The 15,908-nt window shown below is 71.0% G+C and carries 16 protein-coding genes; 8 read left to right on the forward strand and 8 right to left on the reverse strand.

The genetic code is table 11. From position 1 onward, the window contains the following. Positions 1-111: 111 nt before the first annotated feature. Positions 112-1,557 (reverse strand): MFS transporter, encoded by a 1,446-nt coding sequence (locus tag ACWCRD_RS29630; protein ID WP_450968837.1) that lies wholly within the window; start codon positions 1,555-1,557, stop codon positions 112-114. A 134-nt stretch (positions 1,558-1,691) separates the two neighbouring features. Here ACWCRD_RS29630 and ACWCRD_RS29635 point away from each other — a divergent pair, with 134 nt between their 5' ends. Next, complete coding sequence (locus ACWCRD_RS29635; protein WP_450968838.1) at positions 1,692-2,216, forward strand: MarR family winged helix-turn-helix transcriptional regulator; 525 nt, start codon at positions 1,692-1,694, stop codon at positions 2,214-2,216. Positions 2,217-2,222: 6 nt separating this feature from the next. On the opposite strand, the gene ACWCRD_RS29640 is transcribed toward ACWCRD_RS29635, so the two are convergent. Next, positions 2,223-3,128: an SDR family oxidoreductase gene (locus tag ACWCRD_RS29640; RefSeq protein WP_450968839.1), complete on the reverse strand. Its 906-nt coding sequence runs from the start codon at positions 3,126-3,128 to the stop codon at positions 2,223-2,225. Position 3,129: 1 nt separating this feature from the next. Then, a complete protein-coding gene (locus tag ACWCRD_RS29645) occupies positions 3,130-3,888 on the reverse strand; it encodes an SDR family oxidoreductase (protein ID WP_450968840.1) in 759 nt (252 codons plus the stop codon). Positions 3,889-3,987: 99 nt separating this feature from the next. Between ACWCRD_RS29645 and ACWCRD_RS29650 the strand changes: the two genes are divergently transcribed. The 4 genes from ACWCRD_RS29650 to ACWCRD_RS29665 are packed head-to-tail and all read left to right on the forward strand — an operon-like array spanning position 3,988 to position 7,419. Next, a complete protein-coding gene (locus ACWCRD_RS29650; RefSeq protein ID WP_450968841.1) occupies positions 3,988-4,812 on the forward strand; it encodes an enoyl-CoA hydratase family protein in 825 nt (274 codons plus the stop codon). Continuing rightward, positions 4,809-5,645, forward strand: coding sequence for a CoA transferase subunit A (locus ACWCRD_RS29655; RefSeq protein WP_365835709.1), 837 nt, complete (start codon positions 4,809-4,811; stop codon positions 5,643-5,645). The genes ACWCRD_RS29650 and ACWCRD_RS29655 overlap by 4 nt, the downstream gene beginning before the upstream one ends. Then, positions 5,642-6,361: a CoA-transferase subunit beta gene (locus tag ACWCRD_RS29660; protein WP_450968842.1), complete on the forward strand. Its 720-nt coding sequence runs from the start codon at positions 5,642-5,644 to the stop codon at positions 6,359-6,361. Before ACWCRD_RS29655 ends, ACWCRD_RS29660 begins: the two co-directional genes overlap by 4 nt. After that, complete coding sequence (locus ACWCRD_RS29665) at positions 6,361-7,419, forward strand: NAD(P)H-dependent flavin oxidoreductase (protein ID WP_450969051.1); 1,059 nt, start codon at positions 6,361-6,363, stop codon at positions 7,417-7,419. The genes ACWCRD_RS29660 and ACWCRD_RS29665 overlap by 1 nt, the downstream gene beginning before the upstream one ends. Here ACWCRD_RS29665 and ACWCRD_RS29670 read toward each other — a convergent pair. From ACWCRD_RS29670 to ACWCRD_RS29680, 3 genes are read right to left on the reverse strand one after another with little or no spacing between them, the layout of a single operon-like run. Next, a complete protein-coding gene (locus tag ACWCRD_RS29670; RefSeq protein WP_450968843.1) occupies positions 7,403-8,560 on the reverse strand; it encodes an acetyl-CoA C-acetyltransferase in 1,158 nt (385 codons plus the stop codon). The two genes, ACWCRD_RS29665 and ACWCRD_RS29670, sit on opposite strands and share 17 nt — an antisense overlap. Positions 8,561-8,586: 26 nt before the next feature. After that, on the reverse strand, positions 8,587-9,198 hold the full coding sequence (locus ACWCRD_RS29675; protein WP_115908728.1) for a TetR/AcrR family transcriptional regulator: 612 nt from the start codon (positions 9,196-9,198) through the stop codon (positions 8,587-8,589). 26 nt (positions 9,199-9,224) lie between these two features. Beyond that, complete coding sequence (locus ACWCRD_RS29680; RefSeq protein ID WP_450968844.1) at positions 9,225-10,016, reverse strand: SDR family oxidoreductase; 792 nt, start codon at positions 10,014-10,016, stop codon at positions 9,225-9,227. A 48-nt stretch (positions 10,017-10,064) separates the two neighbouring features. On the opposite strand from ACWCRD_RS29680, the gene ACWCRD_RS29685 reads away from it, so the two are divergent. After that, positions 10,065-11,204, forward strand: coding sequence for an acyl-CoA dehydrogenase family protein (locus ACWCRD_RS29685; RefSeq protein ID WP_450968845.1), 1,140 nt, complete (start codon positions 10,065-10,067; stop codon positions 11,202-11,204). Between the two features lie 181 nt (positions 11,205-11,385). Next, entirely contained in the window at positions 11,386-12,369 is a 984-nt protein-coding gene (locus ACWCRD_RS29690) for an acyl-CoA dehydrogenase family protein (protein ID WP_450968846.1), read from the forward strand. Here ACWCRD_RS29690 and qcrB read toward each other — a convergent pair. Together qcrB and ACWCRD_RS29700 are read right to left on the reverse strand one after the other, a co-directional pair. Then, positions 12,344-13,993 (reverse strand): cytochrome bc1 complex cytochrome b subunit, encoded by a 1,650-nt coding sequence (gene qcrB / locus ACWCRD_RS29695; protein WP_450968847.1) that lies wholly within the window; start codon positions 13,991-13,993, stop codon positions 12,344-12,346. The two genes, ACWCRD_RS29690 and qcrB, sit on opposite strands and share 26 nt — an antisense overlap. Positions 13,994-14,097: 104 nt before the next feature. Further along, positions 14,098-14,823, reverse strand: a complete 726-nt coding sequence (locus ACWCRD_RS29700; protein WP_450968848.1) for a vWA domain-containing protein — start codon at positions 14,821-14,823, stop codon at positions 14,098-14,100. A gap of 134 nt (positions 14,824-14,957) precedes the next feature. Here ACWCRD_RS29700 and ACWCRD_RS29705 point away from each other — a divergent pair, with 134 nt between their 5' ends. After that, positions 14,958-15,869, forward strand: a complete 912-nt coding sequence (locus ACWCRD_RS29705) for a rhomboid family intramembrane serine protease (RefSeq protein WP_450968849.1) — start codon at positions 14,958-14,960, stop codon at positions 15,867-15,869. The last annotated feature ends 39 nt before the right edge of the window (positions 15,870-15,908 follow it).

A 15,908-nucleotide genomic window follows, 5' to 3' on the forward strand; every position in this document is an offset into this window, starting at 1 on the left:
CTCGGAGCCGAGCTGCGCCTCGCGTGCCTCGTACTGCTGGTGGATGTCGTCCTTGATGGACTCGGAGTGACGCCCCCGGGCCCCCGCTTTTCGGCCTCAACGGCCTCGTCCTCAAACGCCGGACGGGTCGAAGGTGACGGCTCGGCGGGGCAGTGCGGCACACAGGGCGGCGCACACCACGAACACCGCGGTCACCCAGGGCATCGCCGCGGTCAGAGCGTCCGTCAGGCCGTTGCCCGCGTGGTCGAAGAACACCGTGCCGACCGTGGCCGCCCCGAGCGCGCCCCCGAACTGCTGTGCCGTGGAGAAGATCCCGGACGCCCCGCCCGCCAGCTCCGCCGGCACCGCGGACAGCACCACGTTCACCAGCGGCACCACCAGGAAGCCCAGTCCGGCCCCCGCGATCACCAGGCCCGGAACCATCGGCCAGGCGCCGGTGTGTGCGGTGGGCGCGTCGGTGACCGCTGCCCACACCCAGGCCAGACCGGCGGCCATCATCAGGGCACCGGCCCCGAGCACCAGGCGCCCGAACCGCACCGCGAGGGCGTCGGCGGCAGGCGCCGTGAGGAAGCTGCCGGCCGAGAAAGCCACGGTCACCACTCCGGCCTGCATCGGCGTGTACCGCTCGCTGCCCTGCAGCCAGAGCGCGAAGACCAGGAAGAAGCCCTGCATGCCGACCGAGAACAGCAACTGCACCAGCACACCCACGGAGAACGCGGGCAGCCGGAACGCCCGCGCCGGCAGCAGCGGCACTGTCCCTGCACCACGCCGGCGTGCCTCGAACACTCCGAGCCCGGCGACGGCGCAGACGCCCGCGGCGAGGCAAACCCAGCCCCACACCGGCCATCCGTTGACCCGGCCCTGCACCAGCGGCAGCACGATCGCCACCAGCCCGGCCGCCAGCACCGCGCTCCCGAGCAGATCCGGCCGCGCGGCCGACCGCTCCTTCGTGGACGGCACCAGCACCAGGCCCGCGATCAGTGTGCCCACCGCCACCGGCACGTTCACCAGGAACACCGAGCGCCAGCCCCAGCCGAACAGATCTGCATCGGTCAGCAGCCCGCCCAGCAGCAGTCCCACCGCCGAGGCGAACCCGGCGACCGCCCCGTACATCCCGAACACGGCCCCGCGCTCCTTGCCCGCGAACAGGGTGCGGAACGAGCCCAGTACCTGCGGAATCAGCACCGCCGCCAGCACACCCTGCACGGCCCGTGCGGCGATCAGCTGACCGGGCGTCTGGGCGAGGCCGCACCCCAGGCTCGCCAGGCCGAAGCCCGCGGTGCCGGCGAGGAACAGTCCGCGGCGACCGAAGCGGTCCCCGAGGTGCCCGGAGACGATCAGCGTGGCGGCGAAGCCCAGCAGATAGGCGGAGACCAGCCACTGCAGCTCGCTCTGCGTGGCGTGCAGGTCACGGCCGATGGACGGGATCGCCACATTGACGATCGTCACGTCCAGCAGGTCCATCAGCGCGGCGATCATCATCACGACGGCGGCGGCCCAGCGGCGCGGATACGGATCCGCTTCGGTGGGTGGGGACATGGCAAGGGTGGTGGTCATGGCGTCTCCCGTTGGGTCCGGATGTGGTCGAGTCCCAGATTTATTTCGTTCGGACGAACGAAAGACTTGCATCAGGGCTTCCGTGATCGCAAGTACTTAGTTCGACCGAACGAAATATTTGCTACCCTGACGCCATGAGCGGCAGCGAGACGGGATCCGAACGGCGCCTGGTGCCGGACCTCGAGGCGGCCGTCCCCACGGACGACAAGCGGCGGGCCGAGACACTGTTGCGGCTGTTCGCCGCGGGCCGGGACAACAGCGGGGCCACCGTGATGTTCCACTCGGCGGTGTCCGCCAGGCAGGGGCTGATCCCGAGCGAGGAGAAGGCCCTCGACCTCCTGGAGCGGCACGGCCCGCTCACCGCGAAGGAGCTCGCCGAGCACACCGGCCTGGCTCCCGCATCCGTCACCGGCCTGGTCGACCGCCTCGAAGCCAAGGAGTTCGTACGCCGGGTCAAGCATCCGACGGACAAGCGGCGGGTGCTGGTCGAGCTGAACCGGGAGAAGATCGCCCATCTCTTCGCGTTCTTCGAGGAGTGGGCGCGCGACATCGCCGCGGCGTGCGAGCCGTTCAGCACGGACGAGCTGGATACCGTGATCCGCTTCCTTCAGGTGATGACGGAGGAGCAGCGCAAGGCCGCCGCCCGGCTCGGCGGCTGAGCCCGCTCAGGCCCCGTACACCGCGCCCGGCTCCGCCGCCTCCGCCAGCAGTTTCAGCGCCGTCTCGCCCGCCTCGCCGGGACTCCAGCGCGCCCCCTTGTCGGCGCTCGGACCCGGCCGCCAGCCCTCCATGACCGTGATCCGGCCGCCCTCCGCCTCGAACACGCGCCCGCTCACACCGGCGCTCGCGGCGGAGCCGAGCCAGACGACGAGCGGGGAGACGTTTTCCGGGGCCATCGCGTCGAAGCCGTCGGCGGGCGCCGTCATCGCCTCGGCGAAGGTGCGTTCCGTCATCCGTGTACGGGCAGCGGGGGCGACGGCGTTGACCTGGATGCCGTAGCGGCGCAGTTCGGCCGCGGCGACCAGCGTCAGGGCGACGATGCCGGCCTTCGCGGCGCTGTAGTTGCCCTGCCCGACCGACCCCAGCAGCCCGGCGCCGCTGCTGGTGTTGACGATCCGGGCCACCGGCATACGGCCCGCCTTGACCTCGGCCCGCCAGTGCGCGGCGGCATGCTTGAGCGGCAGGAAGTGGCCCTTGAGGTGGACGCGCAGGACGGCGTCCCAGTCGTCCTCGTCGAGGTTGACGAGCATCCGGTCGCGCAGAAAGCCGGCGTTGTTGACGAGGGTGTCGAGCCGGCCGTACGCCTCCAGGGCCGTCGCGACGAGGGAGGCCGCCCCTTCGGTGGTGGCGATGTCGCCGCCGTGGGCGATCGCCTCGCCGCCCGCCGCGCGGATCTCGTCCACCACCCGCCCGGCCGGACTGTCGGGGCCCGGCGCCCCGTCCAGGCCCACCCCCAGGTCGTTGACGACCAGCCGGGCGCCCTCCGCCGCGTACGCGCGCGCGTGCGCTCGGCCGAGGCCGCGGCCGGCTCCGGTGACGACCACGACCCGCCCGTCGCAGATTCCGCTCATCTCACGTCTCCTTGTTGGCAGTTGCCGCATCCAGGAAGGCCGGCCGCTCCCCTCCCCCGTGCACCAGCAGGCTCGCCCCGCTGATGTAGGCGGCCGCGTCCGAGGCCAGGAACACGGCGGCCGCGCCCACGTCGGCGGGGGTGGCAAGGCGGCCGAGCGGTACCGTGCGGGAGACCGCCTCGATGCCGTCCTCGCCGCCGTAGTGGAGATGGGCCAGCTCGGTGCGGACCATGCCGACGACGAGGGTGTTGACGCGCACCTCGGGCGCCCACTCCACGGCCATCGAGCGGGCGAGGCTCTCCAGGCCCGCCTTGGCCGCCCCGTAGGCGGCAGAACCGGGCGAGGGGCGCCTGCCACTGACGCTGCCGATCATCACCACGGCGCCCTGCGCCCGCCTGAGGTGTTCGTAGGCGGCGAGGGAGGCCGTCAGCGGCGCGAGGAGGTTCAGCTCCAGCACGCGCGCGTGCCGCTCGGCTTCCGCGTCGGCCAGCAGCCGGTAGGGCCCGCCGCCCGCGTTGTTGACCAGGACGTCCAGCCGGGGGAGTCCGGCGAAGAAGGACCGTACGGCGGGCGGGTCGCGCAGATCGAGGGGCGCGAACTCGACACCCCCGAACGGGAGTTCGGGCGGCCTGCGGGCACAGGCGATGACCTCGGCACCGGCCTCGGCGAAGGCCTGCGCGATCCCGGCCCCGACACCCCGGGTGCCGCCGGTGACGACGACGGTCCTGCCGCTCAGCTGCGGCCGGGGCAAGTTATCCACAGGCCTCCCGCTCCGATCCGAGGGCTGCTAGCTTCGAAGCCTCGCACCTAACAAATGTTTGGTGGAAAGGCGTTGGTTGGAAAGGTAGCTGATGTGCCCATGGGTGTCTCCACCTCGTCCCCGGAAAAGGGGTCCGAAAAAAGTGGCATCGCCGTCGTGACGGTCGACTTCCCGCCGGTGAACGCACTGCCGGTGGACGGCTGGTTCGCCCTGGCCGACGCGGTGCGCGCGGCGGGCCGCGATCCGCAGGTGCGATGCGTGGTGCTGGCCGCGCAGGGGCGGGGGTTCAACGCGGGTGTGGACATCAAGGAGATACAGGCGCAGGGGCCGAGCGCGCTGGCCGGCGCCAGCCGCGGCTGCTTCGAGGCGTTCGCGGCGGTGTACGAGTGCGCGGTGCCCGTGGTGGCGGCGGTGCAGGGCTTCTGCCTGGGCGGCGGGATCGGGCTGGTGGGGAACGCGGACGTGATCGTGGCGAGCGAGGACGCCGCCTTCGGGCTGCCCGAGCTGGACCGGGGCGCCCTGGGCGCGGCCACGCACCTGTCCCGGCTGGTCCCGCAGCACCTGATGCGCGCGCTGTACTACACCTCCCGCACCGCGACCGCCGCCGAGCTGCACGCGCACGGCTCGGTGTGGCGGGTGGTGCCGCGGGAGGAACTGCAGTCCGCTGCCCTGGAGTTGGCGGGCGAGATAGCCGCCAAGGACGGGGAGCTGCTGCGGCTGGCGAAGGCCGCCATCAACGGCATCGATCCGGTCGACGTACGCCGCAGCTACCGCTTCGAGCAGGGATTCACCTACGAGGCGAACGCGGTCGGGGTGGGCGACCGGGTCCGCGACACCTTCGGCAAGGAGAAGGACAAGAGAGACGAGAGAGACGAGAGAGACGAGAGGGCCGAGAGGGACGAGAGGGAAGGTGCACAGGCGTGAGTGACAAGACGATGACCGCCGAGCAGGTCGTCTCCCGTCTGCACAGCGGCATGACCCTCGGCATCGGCGGCTGGGGTTCACGGCGCAAGCCGATGGCCCTGGTCAGGGCGCTGCTGCGGTCCGGCATCGGTGACCTGACCGTCATCTCGTACGGGGGCCCGGACGTCGGCATGCTCGCGGCCGCCGGACGGATCCGGAAACTGGTGGCGCCCTTCGTCACCCTCGACTCCATCCCCCTCGAACCGCACTACCGCGCGGCCCGCGAGGGTGGTGCCTTCGAGCTGATGGAGATCGACGAGGCGATGTTCATGTGGGGGCTGCACGCGGCGGCCAACCGGCTGCCGTTCCTGCCGGTGCGGGCCGGGATCGGCTCGGACGTGATGCGGGTCAACCCCGGGCTGAGGACGGTGACTTCGCCCTACGAGGACGGGGAGACGTTCGTGGCGATGCCCGCCCTGCGGATGGATGCGGCCCTGGTGCACCTGGGCCGCGCCGACCGGCTGGGCAACGGGCAGTATCTGGGCCCCGACCCGTACTTCGACGACCTGTTCTGCGAGGCGGCGGACGCGGCGTACCTGTCGTGCGAACGCATCGTCGACACCGCCGAGCTGACGAAGGAGGCCGCACCGCAGACCCTGCTCGTCAAGCGCCATACGGTGACCGGGGTCGTCGAGGCCCCGAACGGCGCCCACTTCACCTCCTGCGCACCCGACTACGGGCGGGACGAGGCCTTTCAGAAGCAGTACGCGTCCACTCCCTGGCCGGAGTTCGCCGCACGGTTCCTCGCCGGGGACGAACAGGCCTACCAGTCGGCGGTCAGGGAGGCGACATGAGCGAGGCCAGCCGCGCCGAGTACTGCGTGATCGCCTGCGCCGAGGCCTGGCGGGGCAACGGTGAGGTGCTCGCCAGCCCCATGGGACTGATCCCGTCCATCGGCGCCCGTCTCGCCCGGCTCACCTTCTCTCCGGACCTGCTGCTGACGGACGGCGAGGCGACGCTGGTCCGCCCGGACGGGACGCCGGAAGGCTGGCTCCCGTACCGGCAGCATCTCGCCCTGGTCTCCGGTGGCCGCCGGCACGTGATGATGGGCGCGAGCCAGATCGACCGGTTCGGCAACCAGAACATCTCGTGCATCGGTGACTGGAAACGGCCCACGCGGCAGCTGCTCGGGGTGCGGGGCGCACCGGTCAACACCCTGAACAATCCGACGAGTTACTGGGTGCCCAGACATTCTCGGCGCGTGTTCGTCGAGAAGGTCGACATGGTCTGCGGCGTCGGATACGACCGTGCGGCCGGTGCGCGCTACCACCGCATCCCGTGTGTCGTCTCCGATCTGGGCGTCTTCGACTTCGCCACCCCCGACCACTCGATGCGGCTGGCTTCCCTGCACCCGGGTGTCACGGTGGAGCAGGTCAGGAAGGCGACTGGCTTCGATCTGACCGTCCCGGACGAGGTGCCGCCGACGCGTGAGCCGACCGCCGAGGAGCTGCGGCTGATCCGTGAGGTGATCGACCAGGGCGGCAGCCGTGACAGGGAGGTCGGTTCGTGATGGAGACGGCTCTCACCCGGCTGGTCGGCATCCGGCATCCGATCGTGCAGACGGGCATGGGGTGGGTGGCGGGCCCGCGTCTGGTCTCCGCGTCGGCGAACGCGGGCGCACTGGGCATCCTGGCCTCCGCGACCATGACGGTCGACCGGCTGCGGGAGGCGATACGGGAGGTCAAGTCCCGTACGGACGCTCCGTTCGGGGTCAATCTGCGGGCCGACGCCTCGGATGCGGGTGACCGGGCGCGGATCCTGATCGAGGAGGGCGTGCGGGTGGCCTCCTTCGCCCTCGCGCCCTCCGCCGAGCTGATCGCGGAGCTGAAGGAGGCGGGCGTCGTCGTCATCCCCTCCATAGGGGCCCGCCGGCACGCCGAGAAGGTCGCGGCCTGGGGCGCGGACGCCGTGGTCGTGCAGGGCGGCGAGGGCGGCGGGCACACCGGCGAGGTCGCGACGACGGTGCTGCTGCCGCAGGTCGTGGACGCGGTGCGGGTACCGGTGGTGGCGGCGGGCGGATTCTTCGACGGTCGGGGGCTGGTCGCGGCGCTGGCGTACGGGGCGGCCGGGGTGGCGATGGGCACACGGTTCCTGCTCACCTCCGACTCGACGGTGCCGGACGCGGTGAAGGCCAGGTACCTGGCGGCGACGGTCAAGGACGTCACGGTGACCACGGCGGTGGACGGGCTGCCGCACCGGATGCTGCGCACGGACCTGGTGGCCGCGCTGGAGAACTCCGGCCGGGCGAGAGCCCTGCTGCACGCCATCCGCCGGGCGGCCGGGTTCCGCACGCTGTCGGGGCTGACCTGGCGGCAGATGGTGCGCGACGGGCTCGCGATGAAGCATGGCAGGGACCTCACCTGGAGTCAGGTGCTGCTCGCCGCCAACACCCCGATGCTGCTCAGATCGGCCATGGTGGACGGCCGTACGGACCTCGGGGTGATGGCGTCCGGGCAGGTCGCCGGGGTGATCGAGGACCTGCCCCCGTGCGCGGAGCTGGTGGAGCGGATCATGAAGGAGGCGGAGGGGGTCCTGGAGTCGCTGGGGTCGCTCAGATCCGTTCGATGATCGTCACATTGGCCTGGCCGCCGCCCTCGCACATCGTCTGCAGTCCGAACCGGCCGCCGGTGCGCTCCAGTTCGTGCAGCAGGGTGGTCATGAGCCTGACGCCCGTCGCGCCCAGAGGATGGCCGAGGGCGATCGCGCCGCCGTTGACGTTGACCTTGTCCGGGTCGGCGCCGGTCTCCTTCAGCCAGGCCAGGACGACCGGCGCGAAGGCCTCGTTGATCTCGACCAGGTCGATGGCGTCGATGGTCAGGCCGGTCTTCTTCAGGGCGTGGGCGGTGGCCGGTATCGGCGCGGAGAGCATGCGGATCGGATCCTCGCCGCGTACGGAGAGGTGGTGCACGCGTGCGCGGGGCGTCAGTCCGTGCTCGCGTATTGCCCGCTCCGAGGCGAGCAGCATCGCCGCCGCCCCGTCGGAGACCTGGGAGGAGCAGGCGGCGGTGATGGTGCCGCCGTCGAGGACCGGCTTCAGACCGGCCATCTTCTCCAGGGAGGTGTCCCGGCGCGGGCCCTCGTCGACGGCGACCGGGCCGTAGGCGACGGTCTCGCGGTCGAAGCGGCCCTCGTCGATGGCCCGCAGCGCCCGCTGATGGGACCTGAGCGCGAACTCCTCCTGGTCCTGGCGGCTGATCCCCCACTTGGCGGCGATCATCTCGGCACCGACGAACTGGTTCACCGGCTGGTCCCCGTACCGTGCGCGCCAGCCCTCGCTGCCCGCGAAGGGGCCTGCGGTGAACCCCAGGGGTTCAGCGGCCTGGCGGGTCGCGAAGGCGATGGGGATCTGCGACATGTTCTGCACGCCGCCGGCGACCACCAGGTCCTGCGTGCCCGACAGCACGCCCTGCGCCGCGAAGTGCACGGCCTGCTGCGAGGACCCGCACTGCCGGTCGATGGTCACGCCCGGCACCTCCTCGGGCAGCCCGGCCGCCAGCCAGCAGGTCCGCGCGATGTCCCCGGCCTGCGGCCCCACCGCGTCCAGGCAGCCGAACACGACGTCCTCGACGGCGGCCGGATCCACACCGGAGCGGGCCATCAGTTCCTTCAGCACATGGGCGCCGAGGTCGGCCGGGTGGGCCCCGCTCAGTCCGCCTCCGCGCCGCCCCACAGGCGTACGGACCGCTTCGACGATATAGGCCTCGGCCATGGCAACTCCCCAGCCTTCCCCATGGGTTACGTGCGTACGGCGATCCCGTCCAGCACCATCGACAGGTACTGCCGGGCGATCTCCTCAGGGCTGTGCTGCCCGCCGGGCCGGTACCAGGACGCGGCCACCCACACGGTGTCGCGCACGAACCGGTAGGTGAGCCGGACGTCCAGGTCGGCCCGGAAGACCTCGGCGGCGACCCCGCGCTCCAGCGTGGCCAGCCACGCCTTCTCGAACTTGCGCTGCGACTCGGCGAGGAACGCGAACCGCTCCTGCGCGAGCAGTTGCTTGCTCTCCTTCTGGTAGATCGCGACGGCGGCGCGGTGCCGGTCGATCTCCCGGAACGACTCGGTGACCAGGGCCTCCAGGGTCTCCCGCGGTCCCAGCTCGGCGTCCAGGACGGTGTCGTAGCCGCCCCACAGCTCGTCGAGGAAGGTGCGCAGGATCTCCTCCAGCATCGATTCCTTGGAGTCGAAGTGGTAATAGAGACTGCCCGCGAGCATGCCCGCGTGGTCCGCGATCTTGCGTACGGTGGTGGCGTTGTAGCCCTGCTCGGCGAAGACCTCGGCGGCGGTCTCGAGGAGTTCGCGACGCCGGGCGGGTGCGGCGGTCACCTGGGGCTTCTTCTTGGTCGGCACGGGTCCATTGTCGTCCGCTCCGGTCCTCAGGCGTGCTGGCTGCTGACGGAGACGACTTCTCCGGTCAGGTACGAGGAGTAGCCGGACGCCAGGAACACGATCACGTTGGCCACTTCCCAGGGCTCCGCGTACCGGCCGAAGGCCTCGCGTGCGGTCAGTTCCTCCAGCAGTTCCGGCGTCGTCACCTTCACAAGGTGCGGGTGCATGGCGAGGCTCGGCGAGACGGCGTTGACGCGCACCCCGTACTCGGCGGCCTCGATCGCCGCGCACCGGGTCAGCGCCATCACGCCCGCCTTCGCCGCCGCGTAGTGGGCCTGGCCGGCCTGGGCGCGCCAGCCGACCACGGAGGCGTTGTTGACGATCACGCCGCCGCCTCCGTCCGCCCGCATCAGCCGCAACGCCGCCCGTGTGCACCGGAAGGTGCCGTTCAACGTCACGTCGAGGACGCGGGCCCACTGCTCGTCGCTCATGTCGACGAGGTCCGAAGTGCCTCCCAGACCCGCGTTGTTGACCACGACGTCCAGCCGCCCGTGCTCCCGCACGGCGGCCTCGAACAGCGCCTGCACCTGGCCCTCGTCGGTGACGTCGCACGGCAGGGCGGCGACCGACGTAGCCCCGAACTCGCCGGCGAGCTGAGCCGCGTACTCATTGAGGCGCCGCACATGCGCGTCGCCGATCAGGACGCGTGCGCCCTCCTCCAGGAAGCGCCGCGCGGTCGCTCCGCCGATGCCCGCCCCGGCCGCCGCGGTGATGACGGCGGTGCGTCCCTTCAGCAGCCCGTGTCCCGGCTCGTACACGGGACTCTCGACGACTGTCATAGCCACACGCTAACCTACCAAACACTTGTTAGGGAAGGATGGCAGCCGATGGATCTCGCCTTCACGCAGGAAGAGGAGGCCTTCCGCGCCGAGGCCCGGGCCTGGCTCGCGGACCGGGTGCCGCGTGCTCCCCTGCCGTCCCTGGAGACCGCGGAGGGCTTCGCGGCCCACCGCGTGTGGGAGGCCGAACTGGCTGCGGACCGCTGGTCGGTCGTCAACTGGCCGGCCGCGTATGGCGGAAGGGACTCCGGCCTGGTCCGGTGGCTGATCTTCGAGGAGGAGTACTGGGCGGCGGGGGCCCCGGGCCGGGTCGGTCAGAACGGGATCAGTCTGCTCGCCCCGACCCTGTTCGACCACGGCAGCGAGGAGCAGAGAGCGCGCGTGCTGCCGCCCATGGCCACGGGCGAGGTGGTGTGGGCGCAGGCCTGGTCCGAGCCGGAGGCGGGCTCGGACCTGGCGTCCCTGCGCTCGAAGGCGGTGCGCACGGACGGCGGCTGGCTGCTGAGCGGGCACAAGACGTGGTCGTCGCGGGCCGCCTTCGCGGACCGTGCCTTCGGCCTGTTCCGCAGCGACCCGGACGCCCCGAAACCCCACCAGGGGCTGACCTACCTGATGTTCGACCTGCGCGCGCCCGGTGTCACGGTCCGCCCGATCGGCCGCCTCGACGGCAAACCGGCGTTCGCCGAGCTGTTCCTGGACGAGGTGTTCGTGCCGGACGATGACGTGATCGGCGCGCCCGGCGAGGGCTGGCGGATCGCGATGTCGACGGCGGGCAACGAACGGGGCCTGATGCTCCGCTCCCCCGGCCGTTTCCTGGCAGCGGCGCAACGGCTGCACCGCCTCTGGCAGCAACAGGGCTGCCCGCCCGCCGCCCGGGCCCAGGTGGCGGACGCCCTGACAGGCGCCCGGGCCTACCGCCTCTTCACCTTCGCCGCCGCCTCCCGCTTCCTGGAGGGCGGCTCCATCGGCCCGGAGTCCAGCCTGAACAAGGTCTTCTGGTCCGAGTACGACATCGCGCTGCACGAGACGGCCCTCGATGTGCTGGGCGAGCAGGGCGAGGCGGCGGACTCGGAGTGGGCCGAGGGCTATGTCTTCTCCCTCGCCGGCCCGATCTACGCGGGCACGAACGAGATCCAGCGCGACATCATCGCCGAGCGCCTGCTCGGCCTGCCTCGGGGGCGCCGCTAATGGCTCCGCCGGGTGGGCCGGGATGGGTCGTGTGTCGTCTGCGGCGCCGTCGTGGCTTGGCGCGCCCGCGCGGCGGTAGCCGCATGTCCAACACAGCCCCGCGCCCCTTCGGGGCGCTTCCGAACCGCACCGCGATTCCCGCGCCCGAAGGTATGCCGAAGGTTTCGAAGGGACGCTGCTGATGCGCTTTCTCCTGGAACCCGAGCAGCGCGCGTTCGCGGCCTCGCTGGACGCCATGTTGACAGCCGCCGACACGCCTTCGGTGGTAAGGGACTGGAGCCGCGGCGAGCACGCGAGCGGGCGGGCGCTGTGGTCCCGTCTCGCGGAGGCGGGCGTCTTCGCGCTGGCGGTCCCCGAGGAGTACGGCGGCCTGGGGGCCCGTCCCGTCGAACTCGCCGTCGCGTTCGTCGAGTTGGGGCGGCATGCGGTGTCTGGCCCGGTGGTGGAGACGGTCGCGGCGGCCGCCCTGCTCGCCGCGCTGGATGACACGGGCCCGGCGAAACGTCTGCTGCCCGCGCTGGCCTCCGGCGAGTCGGCGGCGACACTCGCGACGGGACCGTATGCGCTGGACGCGGACATGGCGGACGTACGGCTGACCGTGGCGGCAAGGGACGCCGAGCTGCGCCTCGCTCCCCCGCCCGGCCGACCGCGCCCCTCCCTCGACCCGGCCCGCCGCCTGTTCGCGCCGGCGCCCGGCGGAGAACTGCTCGCCGCCGGTGCGCAGGTGTCCGGGGCCGTCGCCCAGGGCCTGACCTGGGGTCGCCTGGCTGCTGCCGCCCAGTGCCTCGGCCTCGGCCTGGCGCTCCTGGACCAAACCGTCGCCCACGCCCGGCAGCGCACCCAGTTCGGCGTCCCCATAGGCTCCTTCCAGGCCGTCAAGCATCAACTGGCCGACGCGAAGATCGCGTTGGAGTTCGCCCGCCCCCTGCTGTTCGGTGCCGCGCTCACCATGACCCCTGCCGACGTGGCCGCCGCCAAGGTCACGGCTTCCGAGGCGGCGTACGCCACCGCCCGTACGGCGCTGCAGCTGCACGGCGCGATCGGCTACACCGCGGAGTACGGCCTGTCCCTGTGGCTGACCAAGGTCCGCGCCCTGCTCGCCGCGTGGGGCGGGCCCGAGGAGTGCCGGGCCCTGGTCCTCAGTGGTGGTGATCGCCGCTGGTGAGTTCCCGGTACTCCTCCACCGTCGGCTTCGGGATGTGCGACTCCGAACCGAACATCACCCGGGCCAGCCGGGCGCGCACCCGCTGCCCCGGCCTGACCGGCCGCCGGACGCCGTTCGCGTCGACGAGCGGGCCGATCTCGTAGGGCGGGTTCTGCTCGTGCTGGGTGAGGGTGAAGAGCTGGTCCTGCGCGAGGGGCTCGTGGACCTCGACGAACTCGCCGTGCGGCAGTCGTTTGATGGTGCCGCTCTCCCTGCCGTGCAGCACCTTGTCCCGGTCCTTGCGCTGCAGGCCCATGCAGATCCGTTTGGTGACGAGGAACGTGACGACCGGCGCCACGAAGAAGGAGACCCGCACGAACCAGGTGATCGAGTTGATGGACAGATGCAGATGGGTGGCCACGATGTCGTTGCCGCCGCCGATCAGCAGCACGACGTACAGCGCCAGCCAGGCCGCGCCCAGGCCGGTGCGGACCGGCATGTTGCGCGGCCGGTCCAGGATGTGGTGCTCGCGTTTGTCGCCGGTGATCCATGCCTCCAGGAAGGGATAGAGGCCGAGGGCGAGCAGCAGCAGCGGGAAGAGCGTGAAGGGGATGAAGACGCCGAGCTCCAGGGTGTGGCCCCAGAAGTTGAGCTCCCATCCCGGCATCACCCGGATCAGGCCCTCGGAGAAGCCGAGATACCAGTCGGGCTGAGCGCCCGTGGTCACCAGGTCCGGGCGGTAGGGGCCGAAGGCCCACACGGGGTTGATGCTGGCGATGCCGCCCATGAGTGCCAGCACGCCGAAGACGAGGAAGAAGAAACCGCCCGCCTTGGCCATGTAGACCGGCAGGAAGGGCATGCCGACGACCGTCTTCTGGTCCCGTCCGGGGCCCGGGTACTGGGTGTGCTTGTGGTAGAAGACCAGGATCAGATGGGCGACGACCAGGCCGAGCATGATCCCCGGCAGCAGCAGGACATGGACCGGGAAGAGCCGCGAGATGATGTCGTGCCCCGGGAACTCGCCGCCGAAGAGGAAGAAGGACAGGTACGTCCCGACGATCGGGACGGACAGGATGGCGCCGTCGGCGAAGCGGATGCCGGTGCCGGACAGCAGGTCGTCGGGGAGCGAGTAGCCGGTCAGGCCGGTGATGATGCCGAGGAACAGCAGGGTCCAGCCGAACAGCCAGTTGAGCTCGCGCGGCTTGCGGAACGCGCCGGTGAAGAACACCCGCATCATGTGCACGAGCATGCCGGTGACGAAGACCAGCGCCGCCCAGTGGTGGATCTGCCGGATGAGCAGCCCGCCGCGCACATCGAAGCTGATGTCGAGGGTGGACTCGTAGGCCCGGGTCATCGGGACGCCGTTGAGCGGGACGTACGAGCCGTGGTAGATCACCTCGACGCCGCTCGGCTCGAAGAACAGGGTGAGATAGATGCCGGTCAGGATCAGGATGAGAAAGCTGTAGAGGCAGATCTCCCCCAGCATGAAGGACCAGTGGTCCGGGAAGACCTTGCGCATATTGGCCTTGGCCAGCCCGTACAGACCCAGCCGCCCGTCGGCCCAGTCCGCCAGCTTCTCACCCTTGCCCGCCGTCTCCCTGCGCGTGGAGCCGGCCGCCTGGTTCCCCGATCGTGCGCCGTCCATACGTTCGTCGCCTCCCCGTCGGATCATCCTCAGGGTGGCACGGCGTCCCGGGTAAGCCAACGGTGAGAGCAGCCGTACGAGTGACCTGCGCCCCTCACGGGCTTTCAGACCGACCGCACGATCCCCTGGGCCCGGGCGGCGGCCAGCCATGTCGGGAACTCGCCGACCAGCCGGTCGTACAGCTCGGTGTCGGTCATCCGCCCCGGATCCGATCCGGCGTGGAAGAAGCCTGCGTTGTCGACGACCCGCTTCTGGGGCACCGCAAGATCGTCGAGCTTGCGCAGGAAGTCGAACTGCTTGCTGTCCGGGTCCCCGAAGCCCACGAACTGCCAGAACAGCGGCAGCCCGGCCGCCTTGCACAGATAGCGTTCCGCGGCGAGCTTGTTGATCGGGCCGCCGTCGGTCTGGAAGACGACCAGGGCGGGGGCGGTCGAGCCGCTGTCGAGGTAGTGGTCGATGACGGCGTCCATCGCCAGGTGATAGCTGGTCTTGCCCATGTGCCCGAGCCCGGCCACGATCTTCTCGATCCGGCCCTCGTGGCCGGCGAGCGCGATGTCGGTCTCGGCGTCGACGTCCGTCGAGAAGAAGACCACCGGTACGCGCCCGTCGTCGTCGAGATGCGCGGACAGCCCCAGCACCCGGTCGGCGAGGGCCTGCACACTGCCGTCCTTGTAGTACGGCTTCATCGAGCCGGAGTAGTCGACGACGAGGTACACCGCCGCCCGCAGCCCGTCCAGCCCGTGCTTGTGGAGCGACACCCCGGCGCTCTTGTACAGGCTGACCAGCGCGGGCGCGCTCTCCTCGATCTTGCGGAGACTGATTGCGGCCATGCGCCCCCCTTCGTTCGTGCCGAGGTTACGTCACGTCCACCCCTCCACTCCCACCAGCCACAGCAGTTCGCTATTTTGTTCGCCGCCGTCCCCACCGGCTCGCCGCCCGTCCCACCCCCTTTGAGGAGCCGGCTGTGGAATCCGAGTCCACCGTCACCACCTGCTACCGCCATCCCAAGGTGGAGTCCCGTGTCCGCTGCACCCGTTGCGACCGGTACATCTGCCCGGACTGCATGCGGGAGGCGGCCGTCGGCCACCAGTGCGTGGAGTGCGTGAAGGAGGGCGCACGGTCGGTACGGCAGGCACGTACGGCGTTCGGCGGCCGGATCACCTCGGCACCCATGGTCACGTACGTCCTGATCGGGCTCAATGTGCTCGCGTACCTGGGCGAGTTGGTGCGTTCGTCGGTCGTGGACCGGTTCGAGATGCTGGGCCGCGGGCTGGTCGGACCGGACGGCGGCCACTACATGTGGGTGGCCAACCGCCCCTCGGACTTCCACGCCGAGGGGGTCGTCGCCGGTGAGTGGTACCGCCTGCTGACCGGCGCGTTCCTCCATCTGCCGGTCACCGGGGGCACGTTCGGGATCCTGCACATCGTGATGAACATGGTGTCGCTGTGGAACATCGGCCGAGTGGTGGAGTCCCAGCTGGGCCGCATCCGCTACATCACGCTGTACCTGCTGTCCGCGCTCGGCGGCTCGGTCCTCGTGCTGCTGATCGCGCCCGACACCCCCACCCTCGGCGCCTCCGGCGCGATCTTCGGGCTCGGGGCGGCGTACTACGTGATGGCCCGCCGTCTCGGCGCCGACATGAGCCAGGTCAACCGTTTCATGGCGGGCCTGCTGCTGTGGCTGCTGATCTCCGCGGGCCTCACCTCCTGGCAGGGCCACCTCGGCGGCCTGCTGGCGGGCGGCGTGGTGACACTGGCGTACGCATATGCACCGCGTGACGGCCGCCGCAACCTCGTCCAGGCGGGCGCCTGCGTCGCCCTGCTGGCGCTCCTTGTGATCCTGACGGCCGCGAAGGTCACTGAACTGGCGGTCTGACCGGGAATCACCCGGAATCTCCCGACCGTACCCTTTCGC

Source organism: Streptomyces sp. NPDC002092 (genome assembly GCF_053593775.1).

Excerpts from the sequence above, each read along its gene's own strand:
- ACWCRD_RS29670 (WP_450968843.1), bottom strand. The coding sequence starts at position 8,560 with ATGGCCGAGGCCTATATCGTCGAAGCGGTCCGTACGCCTGTGGGGCGG.
- ACWCRD_RS29665 (WP_450969051.1), top strand. The coding sequence starts at position 6,361 with ATGGAGACGGCTCTCACCCGGCTGGTCGGCATCCGGCATCCGATCGTG.
- ACWCRD_RS29685 (WP_450968845.1), top strand. The coding sequence starts at position 10,065 with ATGGATCTCGCCTTCACGCAGGAAGAGGAGGCCTTCCGCGCCGAGGCC.
- ACWCRD_RS29690 (WP_450968846.1), top strand. The coding sequence starts at position 11,386 with ATGCGCTTTCTCCTGGAACCCGAGCAGCGCGCGTTCGCGGCCTCGCTG.
- ACWCRD_RS29660 (WP_450968842.1), top strand. The coding sequence starts at position 5,642 with ATGAGCGAGGCCAGCCGCGCCGAGTACTGCGTGATCGCCTGCGCCGAG.
- ACWCRD_RS29635 (WP_450968838.1), top strand. The coding sequence starts at position 1,692 with ATGAGCGGCAGCGAGACGGGATCCGAACGGCGCCTGGTGCCGGACCTC.
- ACWCRD_RS29650 (WP_450968841.1), top strand. The coding sequence starts at position 3,988 with ATGGGTGTCTCCACCTCGTCCCCGGAAAAGGGGTCCGAAAAAAGTGGC.
- ACWCRD_RS29700 (WP_450968848.1), bottom strand. The coding sequence starts at position 14,823 with ATGGCCGCAATCAGTCTCCGCAAGATCGAGGAGAGCGCGCCCGCGCTG.
- qcrB (WP_450968847.1), bottom strand. The coding sequence starts at position 13,993 with ATGGACGGCGCACGATCGGGGAACCAGGCGGCCGGCTCCACGCGCAGG.
- ACWCRD_RS29680 (WP_450968844.1), bottom strand. The coding sequence starts at position 10,016 with ATGACAGTCGTCGAGAGTCCCGTGTACGAGCCGGGACACGGGCTGCTG.
- ACWCRD_RS29630 (WP_450968837.1), bottom strand. The coding sequence starts at position 1,557 with ATGACCACCACCCTTGCCATGTCCCCACCCACCGAAGCGGATCCGTAT.
- ACWCRD_RS29640 (WP_450968839.1), bottom strand. The coding sequence starts at position 3,128 with ATGAGCGGAATCTGCGACGGGCGGGTCGTGGTCGTCACCGGAGCCGGC.